At 60.1% G+C, this 19,605-nt stretch carries 22 protein-coding genes and 1 tRNA gene; 16 read left to right on the forward strand and 7 right to left on the reverse strand.

Translation table 11 applies throughout. The features are described 5' to 3' along the window. Nucleotides 1-1,751: 1,751 nt before the first annotated feature. The 3 genes from IVB12_RS09655 to IVB12_RS09665 all read right to left on the reverse strand — a co-directional run bounded on the left by IVB12_RS09655 (nucleotide 1,752) and on the right by IVB12_RS09665 (nucleotide 3,600). A tRNA-Thr gene (locus IVB12_RS09655) sits at nucleotides 1,752-1,826 on the reverse strand. Nucleotides 1,827-1,888: 62 nt separating this feature from the next. Continuing rightward, on the reverse strand, nucleotides 1,889-3,064 hold the full coding sequence (locus IVB12_RS09660) for a site-specific integrase (protein ID WP_247298137.1): 1,176 nt from the start codon (nucleotides 3,062-3,064) through the stop codon (nucleotides 1,889-1,891). After that, nucleotides 3,061-3,600, reverse strand: coding sequence for a hypothetical protein (locus tag IVB12_RS09665; RefSeq protein WP_247298139.1), 540 nt, complete (start codon nucleotides 3,598-3,600; stop codon nucleotides 3,061-3,063). Before IVB12_RS09665 ends, IVB12_RS09660 begins: the two co-directional genes overlap by 4 nt. Nucleotides 3,601-3,708: 108 nt before the next feature. Between IVB12_RS09665 and IVB12_RS09670 the strand changes: the two genes are divergently transcribed. The 12 genes from IVB12_RS09670 to IVB12_RS09725 all read left to right on the forward strand — a co-directional run bounded on the left by IVB12_RS09670 (nucleotide 3,709) and on the right by IVB12_RS09725 (nucleotide 12,696). Beyond that, a complete protein-coding gene (locus IVB12_RS09670; RefSeq protein ID WP_247298141.1) occupies nucleotides 3,709-3,981 on the forward strand; it encodes a helix-turn-helix domain-containing protein in 273 nt (90 codons plus the stop codon). 146 nt (nucleotides 3,982-4,127) lie between these two features. Further along, nucleotides 4,128-4,868: a toprim domain-containing protein gene (locus tag IVB12_RS09675; RefSeq protein ID WP_247298143.1), complete on the forward strand. Its 741-nt coding sequence runs from the start codon at nucleotides 4,128-4,130 to the stop codon at nucleotides 4,866-4,868. Next, nucleotides 4,865-5,992 carry an AAA family ATPase gene (locus IVB12_RS09680; RefSeq protein ID WP_247298144.1) on the forward strand — a complete coding sequence of 376 codons (1,128 nt, stop codon included), beginning with the start codon at nucleotides 4,865-4,867 and terminating at the stop codon, nucleotides 5,990-5,992. The genes IVB12_RS09675 and IVB12_RS09680 overlap by 4 nt, the downstream gene beginning before the upstream one ends. 527 nt (nucleotides 5,993-6,519) lie before the next feature. After that, nucleotides 6,520-6,807: a helix-turn-helix transcriptional regulator gene (locus IVB12_RS09685; RefSeq protein ID WP_247298146.1), complete on the forward strand. Its 288-nt coding sequence runs from the start codon at nucleotides 6,520-6,522 to the stop codon at nucleotides 6,805-6,807. Further along, nucleotides 6,804-6,965: an Arc family DNA-binding protein gene (locus tag IVB12_RS09690; protein ID WP_247298148.1), complete on the forward strand. Its 162-nt coding sequence runs from the start codon at nucleotides 6,804-6,806 to the stop codon at nucleotides 6,963-6,965. Before IVB12_RS09685 ends, IVB12_RS09690 begins: the two co-directional genes overlap by 4 nt. 98 nt (nucleotides 6,966-7,063) lie before the next feature. After that, nucleotides 7,064-7,483, forward strand: coding sequence for a hypothetical protein (locus IVB12_RS09695; RefSeq protein WP_247298150.1), 420 nt, complete (start codon nucleotides 7,064-7,066; stop codon nucleotides 7,481-7,483). Further along, complete coding sequence (locus IVB12_RS09700; RefSeq protein WP_247298152.1) at nucleotides 7,480-8,037, forward strand: hypothetical protein; 558 nt, start codon at nucleotides 7,480-7,482, stop codon at nucleotides 8,035-8,037. Before IVB12_RS09695 ends, IVB12_RS09700 begins: the two co-directional genes overlap by 4 nt. Nucleotides 8,038-8,227: 190 nt before the next feature. Further along, a complete protein-coding gene (locus IVB12_RS09705) occupies nucleotides 8,228-8,728 on the forward strand; it encodes a hypothetical protein (RefSeq protein ID WP_247298154.1) in 501 nt (166 codons plus the stop codon). Nucleotides 8,729-9,072: 344 nt separating this feature from the next. Then, entirely contained in the window at nucleotides 9,073-9,294 is a 222-nt protein-coding gene (locus IVB12_RS09710; protein WP_247298156.1) for a hypothetical protein, read from the forward strand. Nucleotides 9,295-9,376: 82 nt separating this feature from the next. Then, nucleotides 9,377-9,565 (forward strand): hypothetical protein, encoded by a 189-nt coding sequence (locus IVB12_RS09715; protein WP_247298159.1) that lies wholly within the window; start codon nucleotides 9,377-9,379, stop codon nucleotides 9,563-9,565. 121 nt (nucleotides 9,566-9,686) lie between these two features. Next, the gene (locus IVB12_RS09720) at nucleotides 9,687-11,855 is read left to right on the forward strand and encodes a hypothetical protein (protein ID WP_247298162.1); all 2,169 of its coding nucleotides are present in this window, start codon (nucleotides 9,687-9,689) and stop codon (nucleotides 11,853-11,855) included. A gap of 133 nt (nucleotides 11,856-11,988) precedes the next feature. After that, nucleotides 11,989-12,696 carry a hypothetical protein gene (locus IVB12_RS09725; protein ID WP_247298165.1) on the forward strand — a complete coding sequence of 236 codons (708 nt, stop codon included), beginning with the start codon at nucleotides 11,989-11,991 and terminating at the stop codon, nucleotides 12,694-12,696. 715 nt (nucleotides 12,697-13,411) lie between these two features. On the opposite strand, the gene IVB12_RS09730 is transcribed toward IVB12_RS09725, so the two are convergent. After that, a complete protein-coding gene (locus IVB12_RS09730) occupies nucleotides 13,412-13,819 on the reverse strand; it encodes a hypothetical protein (protein WP_247298167.1) in 408 nt (135 codons plus the stop codon). A gap of 209 nt (nucleotides 13,820-14,028) precedes the next feature. On the opposite strand from IVB12_RS09730, the gene IVB12_RS09735 reads away from it, so the two are divergent. The 3 genes from IVB12_RS09735 (at nucleotide 14,029) to IVB12_RS09745 (ending at nucleotide 15,920) form a co-directional block, all read left to right on the forward strand. Continuing rightward, entirely contained in the window at nucleotides 14,029-14,946 is a 918-nt protein-coding gene (locus tag IVB12_RS09735) for a hypothetical protein (RefSeq protein WP_247298171.1), read from the forward strand. 408 nt (nucleotides 14,947-15,354) lie between these two features. Then, nucleotides 15,355-15,666, forward strand: a complete 312-nt coding sequence (locus IVB12_RS09740; protein WP_247298173.1) for a hypothetical protein — start codon at nucleotides 15,355-15,357, stop codon at nucleotides 15,664-15,666. After that, a complete protein-coding gene (locus IVB12_RS09745; protein WP_247298175.1) occupies nucleotides 15,663-15,920 on the forward strand; it encodes a hypothetical protein in 258 nt (85 codons plus the stop codon). Before IVB12_RS09740 ends, IVB12_RS09745 begins: the two co-directional genes overlap by 4 nt. A gap of 737 nt (nucleotides 15,921-16,657) precedes the next feature. Here IVB12_RS09745 and IVB12_RS38365 read toward each other — a convergent pair. The 3 genes from IVB12_RS38365 to IVB12_RS09760 form a co-directional block, all read right to left on the reverse strand. Then, nucleotides 16,658-17,032 (reverse strand): hypothetical protein, encoded by a 375-nt coding sequence (locus IVB12_RS38365; protein WP_346657753.1) that lies wholly within the window; start codon nucleotides 17,030-17,032, stop codon nucleotides 16,658-16,660. Nucleotides 17,033-17,518: 486 nt separating this feature from the next. Beyond that, nucleotides 17,519-17,779, reverse strand: a complete 261-nt coding sequence (locus tag IVB12_RS09755) for a hypothetical protein (protein WP_247298178.1) — start codon at nucleotides 17,777-17,779, stop codon at nucleotides 17,519-17,521. A gap of 590 nt (nucleotides 17,780-18,369) precedes the next feature. Continuing rightward, nucleotides 18,370-18,834 (reverse strand): hypothetical protein, encoded by a 465-nt coding sequence (locus IVB12_RS09760; protein ID WP_247298182.1) that lies wholly within the window; start codon nucleotides 18,832-18,834, stop codon nucleotides 18,370-18,372. Between the two features lie 284 nt (nucleotides 18,835-19,118). Here IVB12_RS09760 and IVB12_RS09765 point away from each other — a divergent pair, with 284 nt between their 5' ends. Then, on the forward strand, nucleotides 19,119-19,604 hold the full coding sequence (locus IVB12_RS09765) for a hypothetical protein (RefSeq protein WP_247280933.1): 486 nt from the start codon (nucleotides 19,119-19,121) through the stop codon (nucleotides 19,602-19,604). The last annotated feature ends 1 nt before the right edge of the window (nucleotide 19,605 follow it).

Consider the following 19,605-nt stretch of genomic DNA (forward strand, 5'->3'; position numbering starts at 1 on the left):
GACCAGCTCCGACGACCCGAGCGCTCCCAGCAGAGCACGCCGATCAAAGGGGTCCCTTTTGGATGCCGATAGGGGGTCCCAGTCGAACGCCGATTGACACGCATCCGGGCGGGTAGGGCGCGCGGCCGGCTCGGGCCTGGCGACGTTCCGGCGATTTGGTCGGGTCGGGGCGGGCACTCCGGGCAAGTGTCGCCGGGCGGGTGTCGCCGATCGCATCCAGCACCTCCGCGATCGCGACCGCGGCGGCTTGCGGGGAGCAACCAGGCCGCGTGCCTTCGCAGGCGCTCTGAAGAGCGCGATCGCGGACGTGCGGGTCGATGTCCTGCATCCAGCCGTGCTCCTCGCACTCGCGGGTGGCGCCCGCTTCTTGCAGCACGGAGATCGCCCAGCCGCCCCCGTGTTCGGATAGTTGGTCGCCCTTCCTTCGTCATTAGCATCGAGATCGCTCCTGTCGGGACAATCCTGTTCCGACGGACTGTGGAAGCAGCTACGCAGGCAGCGCTGGGTCTTCCTTCTCGCCGGTGACGACCTTCAGAGTGCCGTCCGGCAAGGGCCGCTGCAGCGCCTTCCTCATCCCAAGGACCGCGCATCCAGACGCTACTCTCTTCCGTCGTCAGGATCTCCTCGCCACCTCCGCCGGTGGACTCGCCCACCCAGGTCGTGCGCTCCGCCGACGGGCCGGCCAGAAGGATGACGACACGATCCTCGATGATGGCGCGCGTCGGCAAGCCGTCCCTTCGATGTTGATCAAGCCGCGGTTGGGCGGCCCGCTCCGGGCGCCGATCATGTCATGGACGACGGTCCCGCGTGGAATCGTACGCCGAAGGCCGCGACGGCGTCGTCGCCTTCGTGAACGCAGGCCCCATTTGAGGCGGCGGGCAATGCACTCCGCTGTGTTCGCGTCTTGCTATTGGTCAATACCGACTTTGCTTTCTTGGGACGTCGACCGAGTTTCTTGATGATCTCGCGGAGGTCGTTCGCGTACTCTTCTATGACCTTTAGGGCCGCATCGATGGGCTCGCGGACCTCGACCCCCAACGCAGGAACGGTCAAGTTTGCCGAAACCCGACGCGGAAGGTCAACCAAGTCACCGAATCCCGCCTTGGCAAGGCTCTAGGCAGGATGTGCGTCGCGAGCTCAGCCCGGTTTTCCGATGCGCGATGACGTTTGTGACAGGCTCAGAAGTCCACTGACCGTACTGGCAAGGTGGAGCTCATCGGCAAGCCAGAGGATGCGCAGCTCAAGGCCGCGCTCGCCTACCTGGATCGGAAGCCCGGGACGGAAGCTAGATCGCTTTGATCTGCCGCGGGTGGGAAGCGGCACAGGACGGGCTACTGAGCCGAACGGTGGGGGGTAAGATGAGCATCCGAACCACCAAATGTCCGCGATGGCAGATTTGCCGAAGATCGGCATCACGTCCGGTTTAGCGAACCGATTCCGTCGCGCCGTTCGGACCTATCGAGGCTCCATTGGGACACCAGATAGCTGTGCCACAGCAGGACGCGGTTCAGAGCCAGTCGCCTTCAGCGGGTTCCTTCCTGTCGAGTATGTCTTCTGGATTTCCTGGCCTGCCTCCTCGATTGAGCGGGGCGAAATACGGCCAGGACTTGATTTAACCTGAGCCGGCGAGGCGTGCCAATCCGAATAGGCTCGATCCACTCTAATGTAGCCCCATGTATCCCTAGCGCCTATCTGCTCCGGGTATGAGATAAAAGTCGGGCTACATTTCGTTGCTAAACGATTGTAAACGCTGGTGCCGGCTGAGGGGATTGAACCCCCGACCTTCGGTTTACAAAACCGCTGCTCTACCGCTGAGCTAAGCCGGCATTTGGCTTTATTTTCAGGACGTTGCCGTCGATGCCTTGCGAACATCCAGCGAACGTTGGCCCTATTTTGGCCCTTTCGAAGATAGCGCCCGAGTGAGCTGACCGATTGTGTCGGCCGCCGCTTCATCGCCCTTCTGAGTCCTTTTAGCGTAGACCTTCAGCAAAACGCTAGGGTCATGGCCCAGTCTTTTCGCGACGACGTGCACCGGTGTTCCCTGGTCGAGCAACCACGTTCCATGCGAGACGCGTAGATCGTGCAGGCGGATTGAGAAGCCAAGGATTTTCTCTGCGCGGTTCACAAACTGCTTCGTGACGCTGTCAGGATGCCGCGGCGCGTGCATATCGCCGTCGGGAGCAGGGTAGATCAGCCAGTCGGTGGGAATACGGATCAGGCTGAGGTCGACATTTTCCCCGTCGGGCACGCCGGCGGCGACCTGAAGAGCAACCTTGCGCATCTCGAGCAGGTGCTCGACGAGCCCATCGTCGAGCTTGATCGTTCGTTTGCCACGCTCGCTCTTCGGCGGCTTGAACTGCAGCCCATGCGCCTTGGTGTATTCTAGGGCGCGCTCGATGCGGAGTGTCTTTGCGTCAGGATCAAAGTCGGACCAACGAAGCGCCAGTGCTTCGCCACGTCGCACACCCGTGAAGGACATGACGAAGACGAGATCGAACAGCGTCGAACCTCGAAAGCCCTCGACTAAGGTAACGATCTTGTCCTGCTCGAGCGCCTGTCCGATATCAGAATCGGCCGCTACCGGCTTCTTGATTGCCGCTGCCGGATTGATCTGGACAAGCTTAAGGTCCACCGCCGCCTGAAGACAGGCCTTCAAAACGGTTGCAACGTGATGCCGAGTGCGCGGTGCGAGATCCGGCATCCCGGTAGCGTAGAATTTCTTGATTTCGATCGCCTCGATCTGCTGGATAGGGCGATCACCCAAAATCGGGAAGACATGCTTTTTCAGGAGATCTTCGTAACGAGCAACCGTCTTATGCTGGCGCTCGGCGGCCTTCAGCGCGATCCAATCGGCCACCCATTCCCGCAGCGTGGTTTTGGCAGGCGCCACATGTGTGCGCTTCTTGACTGTTTCGAGAATGCTGCGAAGGCGGTCAACAGCCTGCGTTTTCGTACCCCTGAACGTGACCGCCTGGCGCTTGCGCTCCGCGTCATAGTAGCGAAGGCGCCACGAGTTTTCGCCGCGCTTCTGTATGCTGCCGTTGCCGTACGATCGCTTGCTCATTTTTTGCCACCCTCTTTGTCGATGTCCTTCCGGGCCTTGTTCATCATTCGCGTGAGTTTGCGCTGGGACGTTTCAACATCTTTGAGGGCAGCGGCGTGAGCCTCTTGCATTGCGGCGTGCTGGTCCGCCCTTTGTTTCTTTTTCTGCTTGAATGCTGTAACAGCCGCCATCCCCAACGTGCGGGGGTCGAATAGATCGTCAGCCGCGGCTGAGGGATGGTGATCGGCCGGACGCGTCGCCTCGAGCCACTCGTTAATCGCGACCCTCAAGGCATCGTGGACGTGGCGATCATCTTTCCATGCGCCACGTTCTTTGGGTTTCCACCAACAGAGGTCGAGCAACTGCTCGACGATCTCGGAAATATCCCTTGCGAGCGCAGTGATGCCGGGATCGCGATTGCTGCCGTCCTCGCGAAACGAACGATCGAGGCGAACACGGATTTCTTCCGCCGCTGAACGACCTGACTCGTGGGCCGCAGCGTCGATCGTGCCTCGCAAGGCATCATCGAGCGAAATCTTGAATTGCTTTTGCTTCATGTTAGGCCCTGTTGCGTAGTCCCTTAAAATCAGTAATACTGCCTTCTAAGGGCTACAAGCGTAACCCTACGACTTGGGTGCCTTTATGTCAACAGGGCGATACAGGACATGATCAAACAGAATGAAACGACGCTATTGACCTCCGCTTCCAGGCAACCCCGGCCACCGGGACGCGCGGCTCGGAAGATCCGGAGCCCCATCTTTGACCCCAAGTGGGACGGCCGATCGACATTTTCTGTGGAAGAAGCGGGGTGCGAGATCCTTGGTCTCTCCAAGGTCAGCGCCTACGCCGCAGCCAACCGCGGCGACATCCCGACAGTTCGTATTGGCCGGCGTTTGCTTGTTCCGCGTCTTGCGCTGGAGAAACTGCTCGGCGAGTAGCCCTCGTGCAGCCGGCGCTGTCTCTTTCGGAACTAACCAATTTGGTTGACGGCAGGATTGGCCGTCACGACGTCGCATGTCCGTTGTGTAGTCCTCTCTGTCGCGCTCCCGTCAACCGACGGCGCCGCGTTCTGCGCGTCTGGTTTTTGGAGCCTGAGTTCGCGACATTCAGATGCGCGCGTTGCGAGGCGGGCGGATATTCCGTCGGTCGAAACAGCGAGCGCGCCGATCCGGAAATCCTGGAGAAGGCTAGGGCTAAGTCGCGCGAGCTCCAACTTGAAGAGGCGATCAAGAGCCGGCGCAAGGCGCAATGGCTGTGGTCCCAGCGCGAACCAATCATAGGATCAATTGCAGAGACCTACCTACGACGGTGCCGCGGCTACCAGGGCGATCTTCACGCCACCCTCGGCTTCCTGCCGTCTCGGGGAGATCACCCACCGGCAATGATTGCTGCATTTGGGGCGGCCGTCGAAACGTTGCCCGGTGAACTTGCGATCTACGATCTCGCAATCCGCGGCGTCCACGTGACCAAGCTAAAAGCTGACGGAACGGGCAAGGCCGGCACTGAGGCTGACAAGCTCACGATCGGGGTCGGCAACACGCTGCCGATATGGCTTGCGCCCGTGAACGACGGCGGCGGCCTTGCGATCTGCGAGGGCATCGAGGACGCGCTCAGCGTGCATGCAGCAACAGGCTTGGGTGCGTGGGCTGCTGGCACCGCAGGACGACTGCCAGCGATGGCCGAACATGTCCCCGCCTATGTCGAGGCGGTGACCATCTTTGTAGATGCCGATCCCGTCGGGGAGAAAAACAGTATCGAGCTGGCCGCCCGGCTCGAGGCGAAGGGCTTTGAAGCAAGGCTCGTCCGACCGGGAGCACACGGATGAAGTCGGACGCCAATTCCATCCATCTAAACGGCGGCGCAGCTGCCCTACGTGCCGTGGCCGACGGGGGCGTGCGGCCAAAACGTCAGCAATCCGCAGCCAAACCGGGGATCACATTCACCAGATTCCGCGAGATCATTCTCTCGACAGCTCAACGCTACCTGGTGAAAGGCCTCATTCCAAACATGGGGCTTGTAGTAGTTTGGGGTCCGCCGAAATGCGGCAAAAGCTTCTGGGTGTTCGATCTCGTCTGCCACATCGCCGCCGACTGGGAATACCGCGGCAGGCGAGTGAAGCAGCGCGACGTTGTCTACTTCGCCTTTGAAGGGCAGGAGGGTTTTGGCGCCCGTGTGGAGGCCTTCCGGAAACAGCATGATGTGGATGACATCCCGTTCTATTTGTCCGGCAATCGCGTGGTGCTACCCCAGGACGGAGCAGCCGTGCTCAAGGCGATCGAGGATGAATTTCCCGAGGTGCACCCAGGCGTGGTGGTGCTCGACACGCTGAACCGGTCCATCGCCGGCAGCGAGAATACTCCGGAGGATATGACGGCCTACATCCGGACCGCCGACATGATCCGCGATCGCTTCCAGTGCGTCGTGATCGTGATCCATCACTGCGGGGTCGACGGTGACCGCCCTCGCGGCCACACCTCCCTTACCGGTGCAGCAGACGCCCAGATCTCGGTCAAACGGGACGCCGCAAAAAACATAGTTGCCAAGGTCGAGTTCATGAAGGACGGACCGGAAGGTGACGAGATCATCAGCTCACTGGAAGCGGTGACCGTGGGCCGGGACGATACCGGCGACGACATCACGTCGTGTGTCGTGGTCACAGCCGACAGCACCGCGCCGGCGAGCAAGGGCGCCGTCTATGGCCAGGCAGGCATCGCTTTGCGTCTCCTGCAAGACGCTCTCGCGAGCGGCGGCGAGATCTCCAGCCATCCCGCCATTCCCACGGGAGTCCGGACAATTCGGGAAGAAGCGTGGCGTGCCGACTGCTACGCCAGAATGTTCTCTCAGGACGCTAGCCAGACATCCAAACAGAAGGCCTTTGTCCGGGCTGCCAAGACGCTCCACGAAAGACAACTCATTGGAAAACATGGGGATCACGTGTGGTTGGTCTAAGCCCGGACAAGCCCGGACATTGCCCGGACATGATGACATTGTCCGGCGACATCCAACCCGGACAGACACGGACATATCCCTATAGGGATGTCCGTTTGTCCGGTGTCCGGTCCGGATGTGTACGGAGAGGGGGGATTGAGCTCGTTCATCCCTCTGCAAACTTCAGTTCTCAAAATCGCGATAATTCACCATTGCCTATCGCGCCCGACCTCGACGCCTTGAGCAGCGTCATTCGGACTGAAGCCAGCCAGGTGATTGGGCCAAGGTCTGGGCCAGCGCCTGGTCGACGTGCCAGCCATGCGAGTCTTATCAATGGCTTGCCGAGCATTGCGAGGAGCAGGTCAACGGATAGCCTAACCGCTGCCATGCCTCGACAGGTCAAATACCCATGGTTTCCCTCGATGAAATCTAGGATCGAGGGGGGTGGGGCAGGGAAAGTCCCCGCGTGCAATAATTTACGTGCTGGTTCTTTTTCGCGGCCTTGGGCCACCACACTCCGTGTCACATCGTGTCATCGCGAGTGATGTATGGCTGAGCCGATCCACACCGTGGCCGGCCTCGTTCATCTGTTCGTCGAGCGCGCTCGATCTCTAGGTCTGAGCCATCGAGAGGTCGATGAGCGCGCACATCTGGGGGAGGGCTACTTTTCCAAATTGGCTTGCGGAGATCGCCGACCGACGGCGGTGACGATCGAGAAACTTTGCGGAGCGCTTCAACTCGCTTTCCTGCCGTGTGAGGCCGTTGCCGCCCAAATGGGCGTTTGTGAAAACGACAAACACGACGATCATCCGTCAAACGAAAGGATGACGCGATGAGCGACGTGCACTCAATTCCGGTCCGTGTGCCTGAGGATCTTCGCCGCAAGCTGGAAGCAGAAGCGAAGGCGACCGACCGTTCGTTGTCGAGCCTGGTGCGAGTGATGTTGCAGGAAAGCTTCGCCAAGCGCGCCGGTGAACAGCGGAGCGCTGCGTGAGCATTCCCCCGAAAATTCCACCCCGTGCGCCGGCCATTCTCGCGCAAATCAAGCAAATCGAGGCGACGCTCTCAGGGCTTGAGGCGAAAACGCCAGGATTGGCGCTCGCGCTCGCCGAAAGGCAGCCAGGCGCCGCGAAGGTGTATGCCGAGCATGAAGCGGCTCTTGCGGCCGCGAAATCTGACCTCGTGGTGAAGTCGGCCGCGGCCAAGCAGGCGAGCGAGCTCGACCAAAAGGTGGCGAGGGAGCGGGTCGAGATGCTGCGAAACGCGGATCCTGATGACCTGATGATAGGGCTCAGTGCCCTCGACTGCTGCGATGGATGCAGCGAGACCGAATGCATGATCGCGCCCGGCGTTGGCCGCTGTGCGCACCCGCGCAAAGGGGGGCTGCCGCTCGCCTACCATAACGATCGGGTGCTCCACCAGCTTCAAGGCATCGCGCGAGAAGAAATCGCAGCGCTCGAGCGTGGCGACTACGATGATGACGACGCCGACGAGCAAGGAGAAGCGGCATGAGCCAATGGGGCGAAGGTTCACTTACTTTGGGTGACATGATCGTCGCCAACGCGACGCCGGCACCTCCAGCTGCTCCTGCGCCGCCGCCGGCTCCGGTCATCCCGGAAACTGAGGCAGCCGCTCTGGCGCGGAAAGCCCAACTGACGGCTGATCCCAAGTGGCGCGATGAATACCTCTCTGGCAGCCCGCGGCACGCGAAGGAGCTGAGCGATCTAGAGGCGGTCATCCAGAAGGGCAATGCAGACCCGCAGACGGAAATGGCCATTGCCGGCGAGCTCTTCGACGGCATTCAGCCCAGCGGCCATCTCGCTGCAGTTGGTGCCGCCGAGATGCTTCGGGAGGCCGGTGTCCGGGACACCGCGGTGATCCGACAGGTTCTCACTGGCGAAGCTGTCAGTGCTGAGGAACATGCTGCCGCGACTGAAACGAAGGCCAGACTTATGGCAAATCACGATTTCGCAAAACGCTATGTTAGCGGAGATGGTGAGGCTCGGCGTGAGATGACGTTATTGAACGTCATACTTTCGAGCCCGATCAAAGGTGCCGCGGCATGAACGGAGTATTTGCTAGCTTGTCTTCGGCTGGACGATCACTGGGTGGTCTCACCGGGGATTTTGGCGGCGGCGTGCTTCAACAGCAGGCTTCTGAGCAGACAGAAGAAACTCGCCGCAAGCGACAACGGGAGGCCCAGGCGGCAAACTATTCGCCGGCTGGTGTCGCGCTGAGTGGAATGGGAATTCTCGGGTGACACAGTCGACCAGCGACATTCAGATCGGCCCAGCGTTCTCCGCACTTACGGAGAAGCAGCGTCGGTTTGTGCTTGCGCTGTTCGATGCGCCGAGGTCGCACGGAAGCCTGACATTCGCGGCGAAGGCTGCCGGTTATCAGGCGAGCTCTCAAGCCAGCCTACACTCGATTGCCCATCAGCTTGGATCCGATCCGAAGGTCGAAGCCGCGGTCGCCGAGATCTCCCGTCAATACCTGGTTACGCTGGGGCCCCGCGCCGTCCGCGCTATGCGCAAGGTACTCGATAACGACAAGCACAAGGACTTTGGCCGCGTCCTTGGCCTCATCATGGACCGCGTTTCACCAGTTCAATCGACTGCGCTTGTGAAAGTGGAAGGCGAGGTGACGGTCTCGTCAGCCGATACCGCCCGCGTCATGGAGCGGATCGAGGAACTGTCGACAAGGTTTATGGTCGCGCTGCCGTCGCCGAAGGTCATCGAGCATGAGGCGGCTGAGTGATGTCGTACGGTCATCGCTACACGCTGGTTATGGCGAGCCTCACGAAGCGCTGCTTACAGGGGAAGTTGCCGGCTGAGATGCGGCTCGAATTCCTGCAGCATCTGGAGAAGATGACCGACACATGGCTGACCCCTGAGGTAATCGCCATCGTGGAGCCAATGGAGGCCAAGGGGATCGAACTGTCCGAAGAGGCGCGGAAGCTTGGTTGGAAGGGCGACCGAACGCACTCGACGTCTTTGCACAGAAATTCGATGTGTTCGCTGCGCTCAATCCCAGTTTGCAGCGGGCGTATGACGCTGCGTTCGCAAAGTATGAGAGACCGTTCTAACGGATAGGAGAGGCAATTGGCCGACCATTTCATCGCTTTGAACCGCGGCGTGACGGGCTTCAAGCAGAACGACTTCATCACCGGCACGGCATCGAGCGCGGGCGCCGGCATCGAGCTTCGCATCCTCGACGGCGCGGGCTGGACGAAAAAGGACGCGCTGAACGCGCTCAATGCCTTTCGTCTCTTCATCGAGACCGCACCGTGGGTCGCGACCGCCGGGGTCGACGTGAAGCTTTAGAGCTCCAAGGGGTCCGGATGCCCTTTCATCCGCGGCGGCCGGGACGCGGGGAGATCCCCGGCCAACAATTCGCAAGGCGTCAATGAGCGAGCAAGAAAGCGCAATTATCGGACTGAAGCGCGAGATCAAGACGGTGCGCGCAACGGCCCGGCGTCTGAGAGATCAGAACGAGCGCTGGCGCAAGGTGTGCGCCACGCTCCGCAGCCTTGCTGGTCTTGATGACGGGCAGTTTCAAAATCTGCTCAAGGCCGAGTCACTTCCCGTCGAGTAGGTAGCGCGCACCGGAAGCCGCGTTTCGGATTGAGCTGTCTCCGTAAACAGCTCCGACTTGGACAGGTCGCTAACGACCTTCGGCGCTCGAACGGATCGAGCCACGCCTCAAGGTTGGTCCGATGTTCTCTCGCCAGGTCCGCAGTCTCGCGCTCGCCGTTGCTTTCATCGCAAGTCTTTCCTCCGCCTCTGCCCAGACCTATCCGACTGTGCCAAACAACAGCGTGATCGGCCGCATCGGGGTCGGCACCGGCACCGGACCGGCGCAAGCCATCCCGTTCACCTCGCTGCCGTGGACGATCAACTCGACGCCTATCAACGGCGGCGCGAACGGGCAGATCCTCTACGACAACAACGGAAAGGTGGGTGAATATTCGGCATCAGCCGCGCGGACCTATCTCGGTCTGGCTGGCGTCTATTCCGTCGCATGCTCTTCAAACCAATGGATCTCGGCGATCGTAGCCGGGGTGCCTGGCTGCACGCAGCCGTCGTTCTCGAGCCTCACCGGCAACATCTCTGTCTCGCAGATGGGCAGCGGCACAGGCGCAACCGCGAATACAGTTTTCAGCGGTGGCGCAGTATGGGCAGAGCCGCAAGAATTTCGCTTCACGCCAATCAACGCTTCGCCGTCTGTACAATCTATTAAAACGCAGCTCCGAAAAATCCCGGTCTCTTGCGAGGATTACTCGGGCGGGTGCACCACCACCAACATCACCCAAGCAATCAATGATGCGATTTTCAGCGGGAGATGCTTTCAATTCAACGGCACATACACGACCACTAGCACGATCACCATCGACGGCACTGGTCTCGGTGGGGCTAGCAACCTCTGCATCGTCGGACGTGGTGGTTTGGTAGGGCCGTCTTCTGGAACGTTTAACGCGGTCCTGGAACTCAAAAATTTGACGGGCACTACAGTAGACGGCAACGTCACCATTAGCTGTAACAGCAATGCATACATTGGTGCCGGTCTTAAGATATGGTCTTCTGGTGTAGGATTGTCTGCACAATTTCAGAACATCGGGTTTTCACAATTTGCTAACTGTCGTAGGGCAATCCAGATCGGCGACCCAACGCAGTCGACGTTACCCATTTCCGAGATCAATATCTCGAAAGGGTTCTTCTACAATGTCGCTCAAGGCATCAGGGTATATTCCTCCAACGCGGTGGTGAACGCTTCGAATTTCACCAACATCGTTGATCCTCATTCGTCAGGCAACTGGGCGCTTACGGGCACCGGCACCTGCACGACCAACACCATCACGATCTCCAGCCCCGGCGCAAACAGCTACTTTGATCAGTACGACGCTATCTCGGGCACCGGTATCGTCGCCGGTACTTATATCACCGGCCAAACTTCAGGCGCGCTTGGTGGTGCGGGGGTTTATAGCCTATCGACTTCGGGCAACACTTGCTCTGCGGCGGCCATTACAGGTGAGAAGCGTGGGATCAACATCTGGACCTCGGGCGGCACGGTCTCGGTTAGCGGCGGCGAGGTACTCAACACTGTTGTCAATAACGGCTACCTTTGCCTTATCGATATCATGGCTTCACCGAACACCTACGGCAATTGTGGGTTCACCGGAAGTGTTCTTGAGGCTGGCGGCTCATACGCTGCATCCTTCAATCCGACAGCTATTGGCTCTCCAAACGGCGGTGGCCTGTCCTTCACCGGCAACCGCGGTTTCGTCGGCGGCCTGACCACTACCGATCTTATCACCACCGACGCCACCTTCGCCGGTAATATCACCATCTCGGCCAATCGCTTCTTCGGTACCTCATCCCGGACCGGCCGCAACATTGTGGCCAATAACTCGAGCACTAAAGTTTATTTTGATCTTGGCTCGTTCGGCGACAATATGTTGCAAGGCTACGCTGGCGTGTCAGGCGGGACACAGATTTTTGCCACCCCGACGAATTCGACCCTAATGAACTCGCTTGGGACCGACGTCGCTCTGAACAATACGGGGTCATACTTTGTCGGTCCTTCCGTAGCGCAGGGGACCGCAGGAACTTGGTTCGCGAGCGGCACCGTCACGCTTGTGGCTGGATCGGCAGATCAGTTCAATTGCCGTCTGACAGATGGGATCACTGTACTGGCGAGTGCAAATGCAGCGACGGCGGCGGCATCCCCGGCAAGAACGACCATCTCCCTGTCTGCCGTGGCAGTCTCTCCGGCCGGCAATTTGAGAATCGACTGCCAGGATCTGAGCACCACGACGGGAGCCATAAAGTTCAACGCATCAGGTCAGTCCAAAGACAGCACGATAACGGCTGTTAGGCTTCAATAGGGCGGGCAACTTCTGGCGCATCGTGGCGAACAACTGAGGGGGCTGCAGCACCTGCAGTTCCGTGGGTAATCGACTCGGTCCGCCGAGTCGGATAGGAGGGCTGCCTTATCGCAAAAACATCGGTTAGGAATCGATGGCACCCCAGCTATTTAAGTTTCTCAAGTCCGCGCATCTGGACAATATACTTATCCACGGCACGATCAGAATTTCGACTCTATCCTATTTCCGCGCTTGGGAGGGCGGACGCTGGATAGGAGATCCCAACGAGGCAACCACTACTGTAGCGGCCAGCGGCGCGGTGGTTGCGAGCAAACCGGGTGAGACGGTGTCAGACCCTTGGACACCCCCGGGTTTTGGACAGATAGTCAAGGCAAGCGATGGCGGAAAAGTCATTTTTAGTGGAGGAGCGCGAATCAAATTTCGGGGCGCCGACCGCTTCATCTTTTGTGTGTCTCAAGGCGAACGCGATCAGCTGGTTCAAGCTATGTGCAGAGATGCCGAAGAACCATACGATGCGGCTGTCCGCATTCTCCTCCCGCTAGAACTGCTAGCGCATCGGATTTTTTACCGAAGCACCATTGTCGAGTTTGGCGGCGAACCTACGAGATGGTTTTTTGCGTCGGTCAGTTCAGGGTCTGTCGCCTACGATGCCGATGAGCATCATCACTCCGCGGGTTTAGCACCTGCTCCGTCGGCCTTCCGGAAGGATCGGCATTTTGCTGCTCAATCGGAAGCAAGGATCGTTCTGACACCGCACAGGGACCTTGGGCGAGAATGGCTCACCGTGAAGCTGCCTCACCCGGAAAAGCTCTTCGTGGAAGAGTTTAGGATAATACCGTAGGTCCGATCGCCGCGCCGCACCGACGAAATGATTATCCTAGGAGGCCAAGCGTTCCGAAGGTGACTCTGCTTGCTCGAACAGTGACGTGGAGGATCGCGAGAAGATCGTACCTATCGACAGCTGGACGCAGCAGTCTGTCGGTCTCGACGCTTAACTTGATCACAAGCCCGTCATCCTGGAGAAGACAGTATACGGGGCGGCATGGTCCGGGTGTAGTGGAAAAGAAGTCCGCTTGCGCGGGAGGCGGAACGGACAGTGCGTCGAGAAACGTCTTCACGCGATTGTCTATGTCTCCTCCATCACCGATGAGCTGTCCAGGCGCTTGTTGCCGCAAGAATGTGACGTCCAATTCGCATTGCAAGTCGTTGCGCTTTGATATGAGGGGAGCAAATATTGAGGTGCCACGCTGTTCCAAGATCGCGTAGTCACCGGGCTGCGAGCCGGGGTGCCGAAGCCAGTCCTTCTTTTCACGAGCAAGAGGCTCGAAAGTCCAGAGCGCTTCCAGTTGTGGCGCGAGCTTCAGCCGGATGTCATGTATCTCCCGAAGAGTTGCGCGTGGGCGCGGCGGAATTGCGCCTTCGAAAATGAGCCGGAATTTCATAGGTGGCCTTGATGGCGTTGTAGAGCTCTACTGACTTCTTGGCTGAGGGAGAATCGAAGAACTGGCCATCTCGCAATAAGGTCATCCGCGGACCACGAGCGCGATGGACCTTGCCTAGTACGCCGACCAATTGTTGCCGTCCCAAACGAAACTCACCGAGGCGAAAGAACTTTCGATGCGCCAATCTGGAGATCCATCGATCGAACCGCCTTCGGCTTTGATTATGACCGCCCGCTTGTCGGAGTCCCCCTTCTTGTCCTTGATGGAAACAGTTTTTCCCTTGAGAAAACCGGACGGGAGCAAAATGACCGGCGAGACCTCCTCGCTGAGGTTGACTTGGACGAGATCATCCGTCGGCCCAATTCGGTAGGGATTGTCTCTGGTGACCTCCGCAATTCTGACCTGATACGTGCCCTTGCTTTCCTGCGCCAGCTTAAGGCGTTCTTCGAGAGTAGAGATTCGTCCGGTGAAATAGAAATACGCAGCGCCGTATCCGAAAGCCGTTGCGACTGCGGCGACCAAGATCGTCCACTTAACGTGAGCCCGCGAAGTGGGAAATCCATCAATGATGCGGTCTAGCTGATCAGTTGTACCCATAGAATCAAATTCAACCGGAGCGCGCGAGCAAACGCAATGCCCTCGCACACAGATTTTTGGTCTCACGGCCATTGCGCCGCCCCGACTCAGGCGCGCCCTTCCACAGCGCAATAGTGCGTTTTGTGGAGGCGATCATGGCAGGCGTCCAGTTATCTCGCTCCGATCTTCACCGCGCCGCTGAATTGAAGTGGCGCAATATGCCGCCGGGGATGCCCGCCGACTTGGCCGCTGAAATCATGACGAGGCTGAAGGCTGGTAGCACCGTCCGAAAGCTCACGTCGGGAATGAAGGACTTTGGCCCGGCGATCGTGAGCTACGCGCGGTTCAAAAAACATTGCGAGCTTCACCCTGAATGGGGTGCAGAGGCGTGGCGCATTTCGAAGACGAACGCGAGCCTCGGCAAGGGAGCACACAACAGGATCAAGACGCATTGCAAATTCGGTCACCCCTTTGCCCTCTATCAGCGCCTGAACTTCGACAAGGGTAGCGTTATTCGGAAGTGCAACAAGTGTCATTCCCTCCGGTACAAGGAAGGTGGTTTGGTTAAGCCAGAGGTGCTTGTGAAGGTGAAGGCTGAAATCGAGCGAGGAGCGACGATCAGTTCTTTGACAGCAGCCGGCCGGCCAACACGGCTGCTTGCGCACCACGCTCTTAAACGCGCCCGACGCGAAGATCCTGCGTTCGATCGCTTTGTTTACGAAAGGACAAAGGACAATGCCAAACGCGGGCAATTGCTGCGGTGGCAGCGCGTCAGAAACTCGGTCGTGCGCGAGGAGCAGAACGACTACTACAAAATCCGCGCGATGCTGCCGGCGAGTCTCTCGGAAAGAGACGACATTGTGAGCATGATTTTCGAGGATCTGCTGGCCGGTGCCCTAAAGCGCGAGGACGTTAAGAACCGCATTCGCGTTTACATTTCTGCCCACAACCAGGCCTTCGCGACCAAGTACCGCAAGTTCGGTGATAGTCCGCTGCTCTCCCTTGACGAGGCATTGTTCGACGACGGCTCGGGGACGAGAGGCGACACTGTCAGCCGTGGGCTCTGGGACTGAGAGTTGCGCCAGCCCTGGGAAAATTCCCAGGGTACCGGCGCGCCGAAGCGCCCCGAAAGGGGATAGACAAAATTCACCAAATCATGGTGGACTGTCCGATGGGTGTCGAAACCCGGACCGAAGATATCGCCGTCGAAATTCCCTGGCAGGAATTGCCCTGACGCCTGGCAGCGTTGGGCGGCGGCTGAATGAGCCTTGCGGCTCAACGGACGCGCTTGGCGGCGCGGCTCCGAACCCGATCTCTTTGCCTCAGAGCGGCGCTCTTGGCAAGGGCCGGGGGCGGACTGCTCTGTCCAAGGCGCAAGCCTAAAAGCGTCCGACCAGTCTCTTCGGCTGGTTTCGACCCCCCGGCTGCCATGGCTGTCCCATGGCGTAGGCTGTCGAAAGCCTTCTCCGAAGAGCACCATCATGTCCAACGTCATCGACCTGTCCACGCTGCGAGCAGCACGCGCTCTGCCGCTCGAAAACGTTCGCCCTGTCGAGTTCACCGTCACGAAGCGCCAGCGCGGCTGGCGGGGGCGCAATCCGCTCAGGCGCCCCTGCAACAGGATTTCAAACGCCGTCACCGTGGCGGGCAAAATTCGGCGAGGCGAGGCGCTCCGGGTCGATCGCTACCTCGACGAGCGCGCCATCCTTTGGGAAGGCGTGGAGGCCGCTCGGCTCCTCCTGGCGGAGTTGTTCGAGCTCGCCGTGAAGCATGGTGCGGGGGCGGACCAATGAGCAACCTCAGCCAATTCCCGCAAGCTGGCCAACGCGCTCTTTGGGACAAGCACCAAGCAGAGTCATTCCGCGCGATGGAGGGACCTCTGCTCGATTGTGTCCGAATGGCGGGCATTTCCGCGCGGCTCATGTCGGATGTTGCTGACGACACCTTCGACGAGCAATTGGCTTTCGCCGTCTATCACACAAGAGAGATGCTCGAGGCGCTGCTCTCCACCTACCTTGCCGGCTACAAGGAGGGGCGCATCACATGAAACGCCGGCGCCGAACCGAAGCGTGACCGGCAGCGGCTTAGGATGCATCGCCGACGGTGAGGCGGTAGTGACGAGGCCCGCCGGTTCACGCTGGCGGGCCTGTTCTTTGTTGCCAGAACGTTCCGACAGAGGCCGAGGCGCCGGCCTGTTTCCGGCCTCAGCGGCCTAATTTGATTTTGGGGGTGGCCCAATTTGGCGCTTTCCTATAGCCAGGACCGGATTGTAGGCGTACAGGTATTGCATCACCGCGCGATCCCTTAATGGCAGCTATCGGTGGCCGAGAGACATCACAGCGCTCCCGCCTTGGTTCGGAGCGAGAGCTATGTCCCTCCAGTCGGCGCGAAACCTGCCTTCTCCCACAGACAGTCAGATCAAGTGTGACCGCTGTGCAGTCAACCCCCCACTGCTGCAAAAACTCCTGAATCCCCGAACTGGCGGCACCGTGCGCATCTATAGATGCCAGTGTGGCCAGCAGATGTGGCGCGAGACCCATGAGTAAGGCTTCCTCAGTTGGCGGCTCCTAGGCACGCCGGAGAGAATCTGCAAGGGAACGACTCTCCAGCTGAGAGAATTGAATTTTCGGTCTGTGGCGCGATCCTCCAAGTGTCGCGACATCCACCCGGGACGGCCCATCGTCTGACGCGCGTTTGGCGGTGGGTCGGTTCTCGCGGCTCGTTGGCGCTCTCCTCCAGCACGGGAACTCGCGGCAATCGGTCGGATTGGTGCTGTGCTCCGGTTCAAAGCCCCTTGGTGCCGGAGCGTCCAACGGCCCCAGCCGCCGCCTTTAGCTGGAGCCGTTTTTTTGGCCGGCTATCGCGCGTTTCGATAGCCCATGATTGCAAGCCCATGATTGCAAGCTGCGGGTTGCCGCGATCGAAGTCAGGCCGGACGTCGGCGCCGCGGCTGGCGCAACCTGCGCAGACGAAGCGCGGCTCGAGATCAGATAGCCGCACCTCATCGGCCCAGCGATCGGCATCCAGGGCAACGTGACGGCCGCAATGGCAGTAGACCAGGACGCCGCGCACGCCCATGCCACGCATCTGGCCGAAGGTGATCTTGAGCGGTCGACCGTCGGCGTGAGTAGGCGTGTGGCGGCGGGCATGGCGGGGCATCCCACCATCCAAGCGCGGCGCCGGCGAGAGTCAAATGATCAATCCCTTGGGCCTCGGTGCGCGCGCGAGCTACTGCGCGTCGTGGGTGTGTAAAGCAGGCCAACGGCGCCCGGTCATTCGTCCGCTTGCGGCGGGAGCGGATACTTTCTGGCCAGATGGCCAAGCGGCTCACCCGCCTCGACGTCGGTGAGCTCGCGCAAGCCGAGGATCTGTGCTCCAGATCGGCTGCGGTAAACGTCAACTTGATCTCGCCAAATCTGAGGCGTCGGACCGCGGGGGCCGCGAAGCCATACAAACCAGGCCCTACTCAACCTTTCACTCCTGCCAGCGGATCCTAGTGGGGCGCCACGAGCGCAGCCACGCTGAATGCGACCACGCAGGCGGCCGCTAATGACCAGAGTGCTATTGCAATCTCTTTTGGCATGGAGACTAAAACAGGAAGGCCGGGTTCCGGGTTCCTCCGGCTTGATCTCCACGGGTCCGACGTCAATGGTCCTTCTTGGTGAAAACCACGACGTCCCCATCGCGCCGCGGTGCGCAACCGTAGTCTGCGGCGAAGCGTCCAAGCTCCTCAAGGCCCGCCGTATCGAATTCGCTTAGCGCAGTCTCATCTCCCTCGTCGAGGCCGGAGAACAGCCATTGGGCTTCCTTGAACGTGATAGAGCCCGCTTGCCCAGGGGACAGCCCTTCAAGCGCCTCTGCGAGCTCGTCCTCTGTCCCGGCCTTCAATTCAGCCACGTCCGTCATCGATCGTCCTTTCGATTTATTGCCCGCCTCATTTAGTCTCCGGCTCCGTCTCCGCCAACATAAGTTCCTAGAAATTTCGGCGGCGACTTTGGAGGGCCGTCTGGCTGCCGGAGCCTGATCCGGCATGGGGCCGGATCAGCACGACATCGACAGCGCGCGCGCATGGAGCGCATCAGCCGGGATTTGGCGGCGGAGAGTCCGCTGCTGCTCGCGCGCGCGGGTCTGCTCGAGATGGCAGCGAACTATCGCGCTGAGGCGGAGAGTCTTGGCCCCAATGTTGGCCACAAACTTCCCGATACGCGATGTTATGAGACGTACAGCGATCGCGCTCGCAGGCTGAAATTTCCAACGAAAACAGAGAGAGCAGTACGGCCCGTCACGCGCCTCTGCGCATTACAAAACCGCTGCTCTACCGCTGAGCTAAGCCGGCGACACTTGGGGAAGGGGCCGGCAGATGCCGGGAGCCGTCCACCCGTGCGCGCCGCAATATCAGACTTGGCCGGAAAGAGCCAGAACCGCGATCGTCGTCGCGACACATGAATCAGGCGGCCCAGCGGGCCGCCTGTTGTGCCGTTCGATATGAGTCCCGTTTATTGGCACATGTGCCGGCGGCCATCTTCGCCCTTGAACAAGGTGCCGGGCGTGCAGACGAAGCCGTTACGCTGGGCATAGGTGCGGGTGTCCCAGCGGCGATTGTCCCACGAATTGTCGTAGGCGTAGGAATTGTCCCAGGCGCGGAACGGAGCGGTTGCGATCGCCCCCGCGGTACCGATCGCGGCACCGGCTACGCCCGCGGCGACATCGGTCGGCCAAAAGCCGGTGCGGCTCCTGTTCCAGTCGTTATTCCAGTCGCCGCTGTTGGTCTGCCGATAGGACATGCGACGATGGCGATAGCCCCGATCGGTGTACGGGTTTCCCGGTCCGAGGTTCTGGCAGTTGGCATTGGGGAACTGGGCCGAGCAGCGGGCAGGATTATTGATCACCGCCTGTGCCATCGCGGAGCCCGCGAGAGTGGTGGTTGCGATCGCGACGGCGCCGAGGACTTTGACATTCATGATTGTTGGCTCCCGTTGTGATTGAACGGGGGCTAAATATCGAGCACGCCGGACGTTCCGGTGAAACCAGTCGATTCTCGTGGCTGGACGGTCAAACAGATGTGAGCATTCGGCGTGGTTCCTGTCGGTGAGCTCAGCGCCGTTAACGCTTCACTAGTCCGCTTTGCAGCATTTGAGCAGCGCGCAATCCTTGCACATTAGGCTTACCGGAAATTGGTGAGCGGGCCTTAACCCTCTCGGCGTTGCGATCGGATAGGTTGTCGCCGGATAAATGGGGTCCTCTCATGCGCGCTGTGGCGCTCGCCGCTTTTCTGATCGGACTGCCCGCGACGGCGCTTGCCGGCGGCGGCTTCGATATTGTCGTTCCCGGCCGTCCGGGCGTGCCGATCATCATCAACAACATCGACGCATCCTATAGCGTTGTCGAGGGCGTCTGGGGCCTCGGCAAGAACCAGCAGGTGCAGCCGACGATCTATGGCGGGCGTTATATCGCCGAGCGGCAGCCCGACGACGTTGGCCATTATTATCCGACGTTGGGCCTGCGGCCCGGCTACGGCCGGCTCGAGGTCGAGCCGCCCGCGAACCGCAGATTGCCGAAACCGGCCGAGAGCTACCACCAGAGCTGGGGCGCGCAATCGGCGCCGCTGCCGCCGCAGATGGACGTGCCCATCGATCCCCCGCCGGTGATCCTCGCGCCGGAGATCAATGTGAATCCGCAGCATCGTCGGCCGCGGCCGCATGCCGAGGGGGCCGGCAAGCCGCCCGGTTAAG

Origin of the sequence: Bradyrhizobium sp. 179 (assembly GCF_023073535.1) — a bacterium.
Taxonomy (GTDB): domain Bacteria; phylum Pseudomonadota; class Alphaproteobacteria; order Rhizobiales; family Xanthobacteraceae; genus Bradyrhizobium.

Excerpts from the sequence above, each read along its gene's own strand:
- IVB12_RS09660 (WP_247298137.1), bottom strand. The coding sequence starts at position 3,064 with ATGAGCAAGCGATCGTACGGCAACGGCAGCATACAGAAGCGCGGCGAA.
- IVB12_RS09665 (WP_247298139.1), bottom strand. The coding sequence starts at position 3,600 with ATGAAGCAAAAGCAATTCAAGATTTCGCTCGATGATGCCTTGCGAGGC.
- IVB12_RS09670 (WP_247298141.1), top strand. The coding sequence starts at position 3,709 with ATGATCAAACAGAATGAAACGACGCTATTGACCTCCGCTTCCAGGCAA.
- IVB12_RS09680 (WP_247298144.1), top strand. The coding sequence starts at position 4,865 with ATGAAGTCGGACGCCAATTCCATCCATCTAAACGGCGGCGCAGCTGCC.
- IVB12_RS09685 (WP_247298146.1), top strand. The coding sequence starts at position 6,520 with ATGGCTGAGCCGATCCACACCGTGGCCGGCCTCGTTCATCTGTTCGTC.
- IVB12_RS09690 (WP_247298148.1), top strand. The coding sequence starts at position 6,804 with ATGAGCGACGTGCACTCAATTCCGGTCCGTGTGCCTGAGGATCTTCGC.
- IVB12_RS09700 (WP_247298152.1), top strand. The coding sequence starts at position 7,480 with ATGAGCCAATGGGGCGAAGGTTCACTTACTTTGGGTGACATGATCGTC.
- IVB12_RS09715 (WP_247298159.1), top strand. The coding sequence starts at position 9,377 with ATGAGCGAGCAAGAAAGCGCAATTATCGGACTGAAGCGCGAGATCAAG.
- IVB12_RS09720 (WP_247298162.1), top strand. The coding sequence starts at position 9,687 with ATGTTCTCTCGCCAGGTCCGCAGTCTCGCGCTCGCCGTTGCTTTCATC.
- IVB12_RS09725 (WP_247298165.1), top strand. The coding sequence starts at position 11,989 with ATGGCACCCCAGCTATTTAAGTTTCTCAAGTCCGCGCATCTGGACAAT.
- IVB12_RS09735 (WP_247298171.1), top strand. The coding sequence starts at position 14,029 with ATGGCAGGCGTCCAGTTATCTCGCTCCGATCTTCACCGCGCCGCTGAA.
- IVB12_RS09740 (WP_247298173.1), top strand. The coding sequence starts at position 15,355 with ATGTCCAACGTCATCGACCTGTCCACGCTGCGAGCAGCACGCGCTCTG.
- IVB12_RS09745 (WP_247298175.1), top strand. The coding sequence starts at position 15,663 with ATGAGCAACCTCAGCCAATTCCCGCAAGCTGGCCAACGCGCTCTTTGG.
- IVB12_RS38365 (WP_346657753.1), bottom strand. The coding sequence starts at position 17,032 with ATGCCCCGCCATGCCCGCCGCCACACGCCTACTCACGCCGACGGTCGA.
- IVB12_RS09755 (WP_247298178.1), bottom strand. The coding sequence starts at position 17,779 with ATGACGGACGTGGCTGAATTGAAGGCCGGGACAGAGGACGAGCTCGCA.
- IVB12_RS09760 (WP_247298182.1), bottom strand. The coding sequence starts at position 18,834 with ATGAATGTCAAAGTCCTCGGCGCCGTCGCGATCGCAACCACCACTCTC.
- IVB12_RS09765 (WP_247280933.1), top strand. The coding sequence starts at position 19,119 with ATGCGCGCTGTGGCGCTCGCCGCTTTTCTGATCGGACTGCCCGCGACG.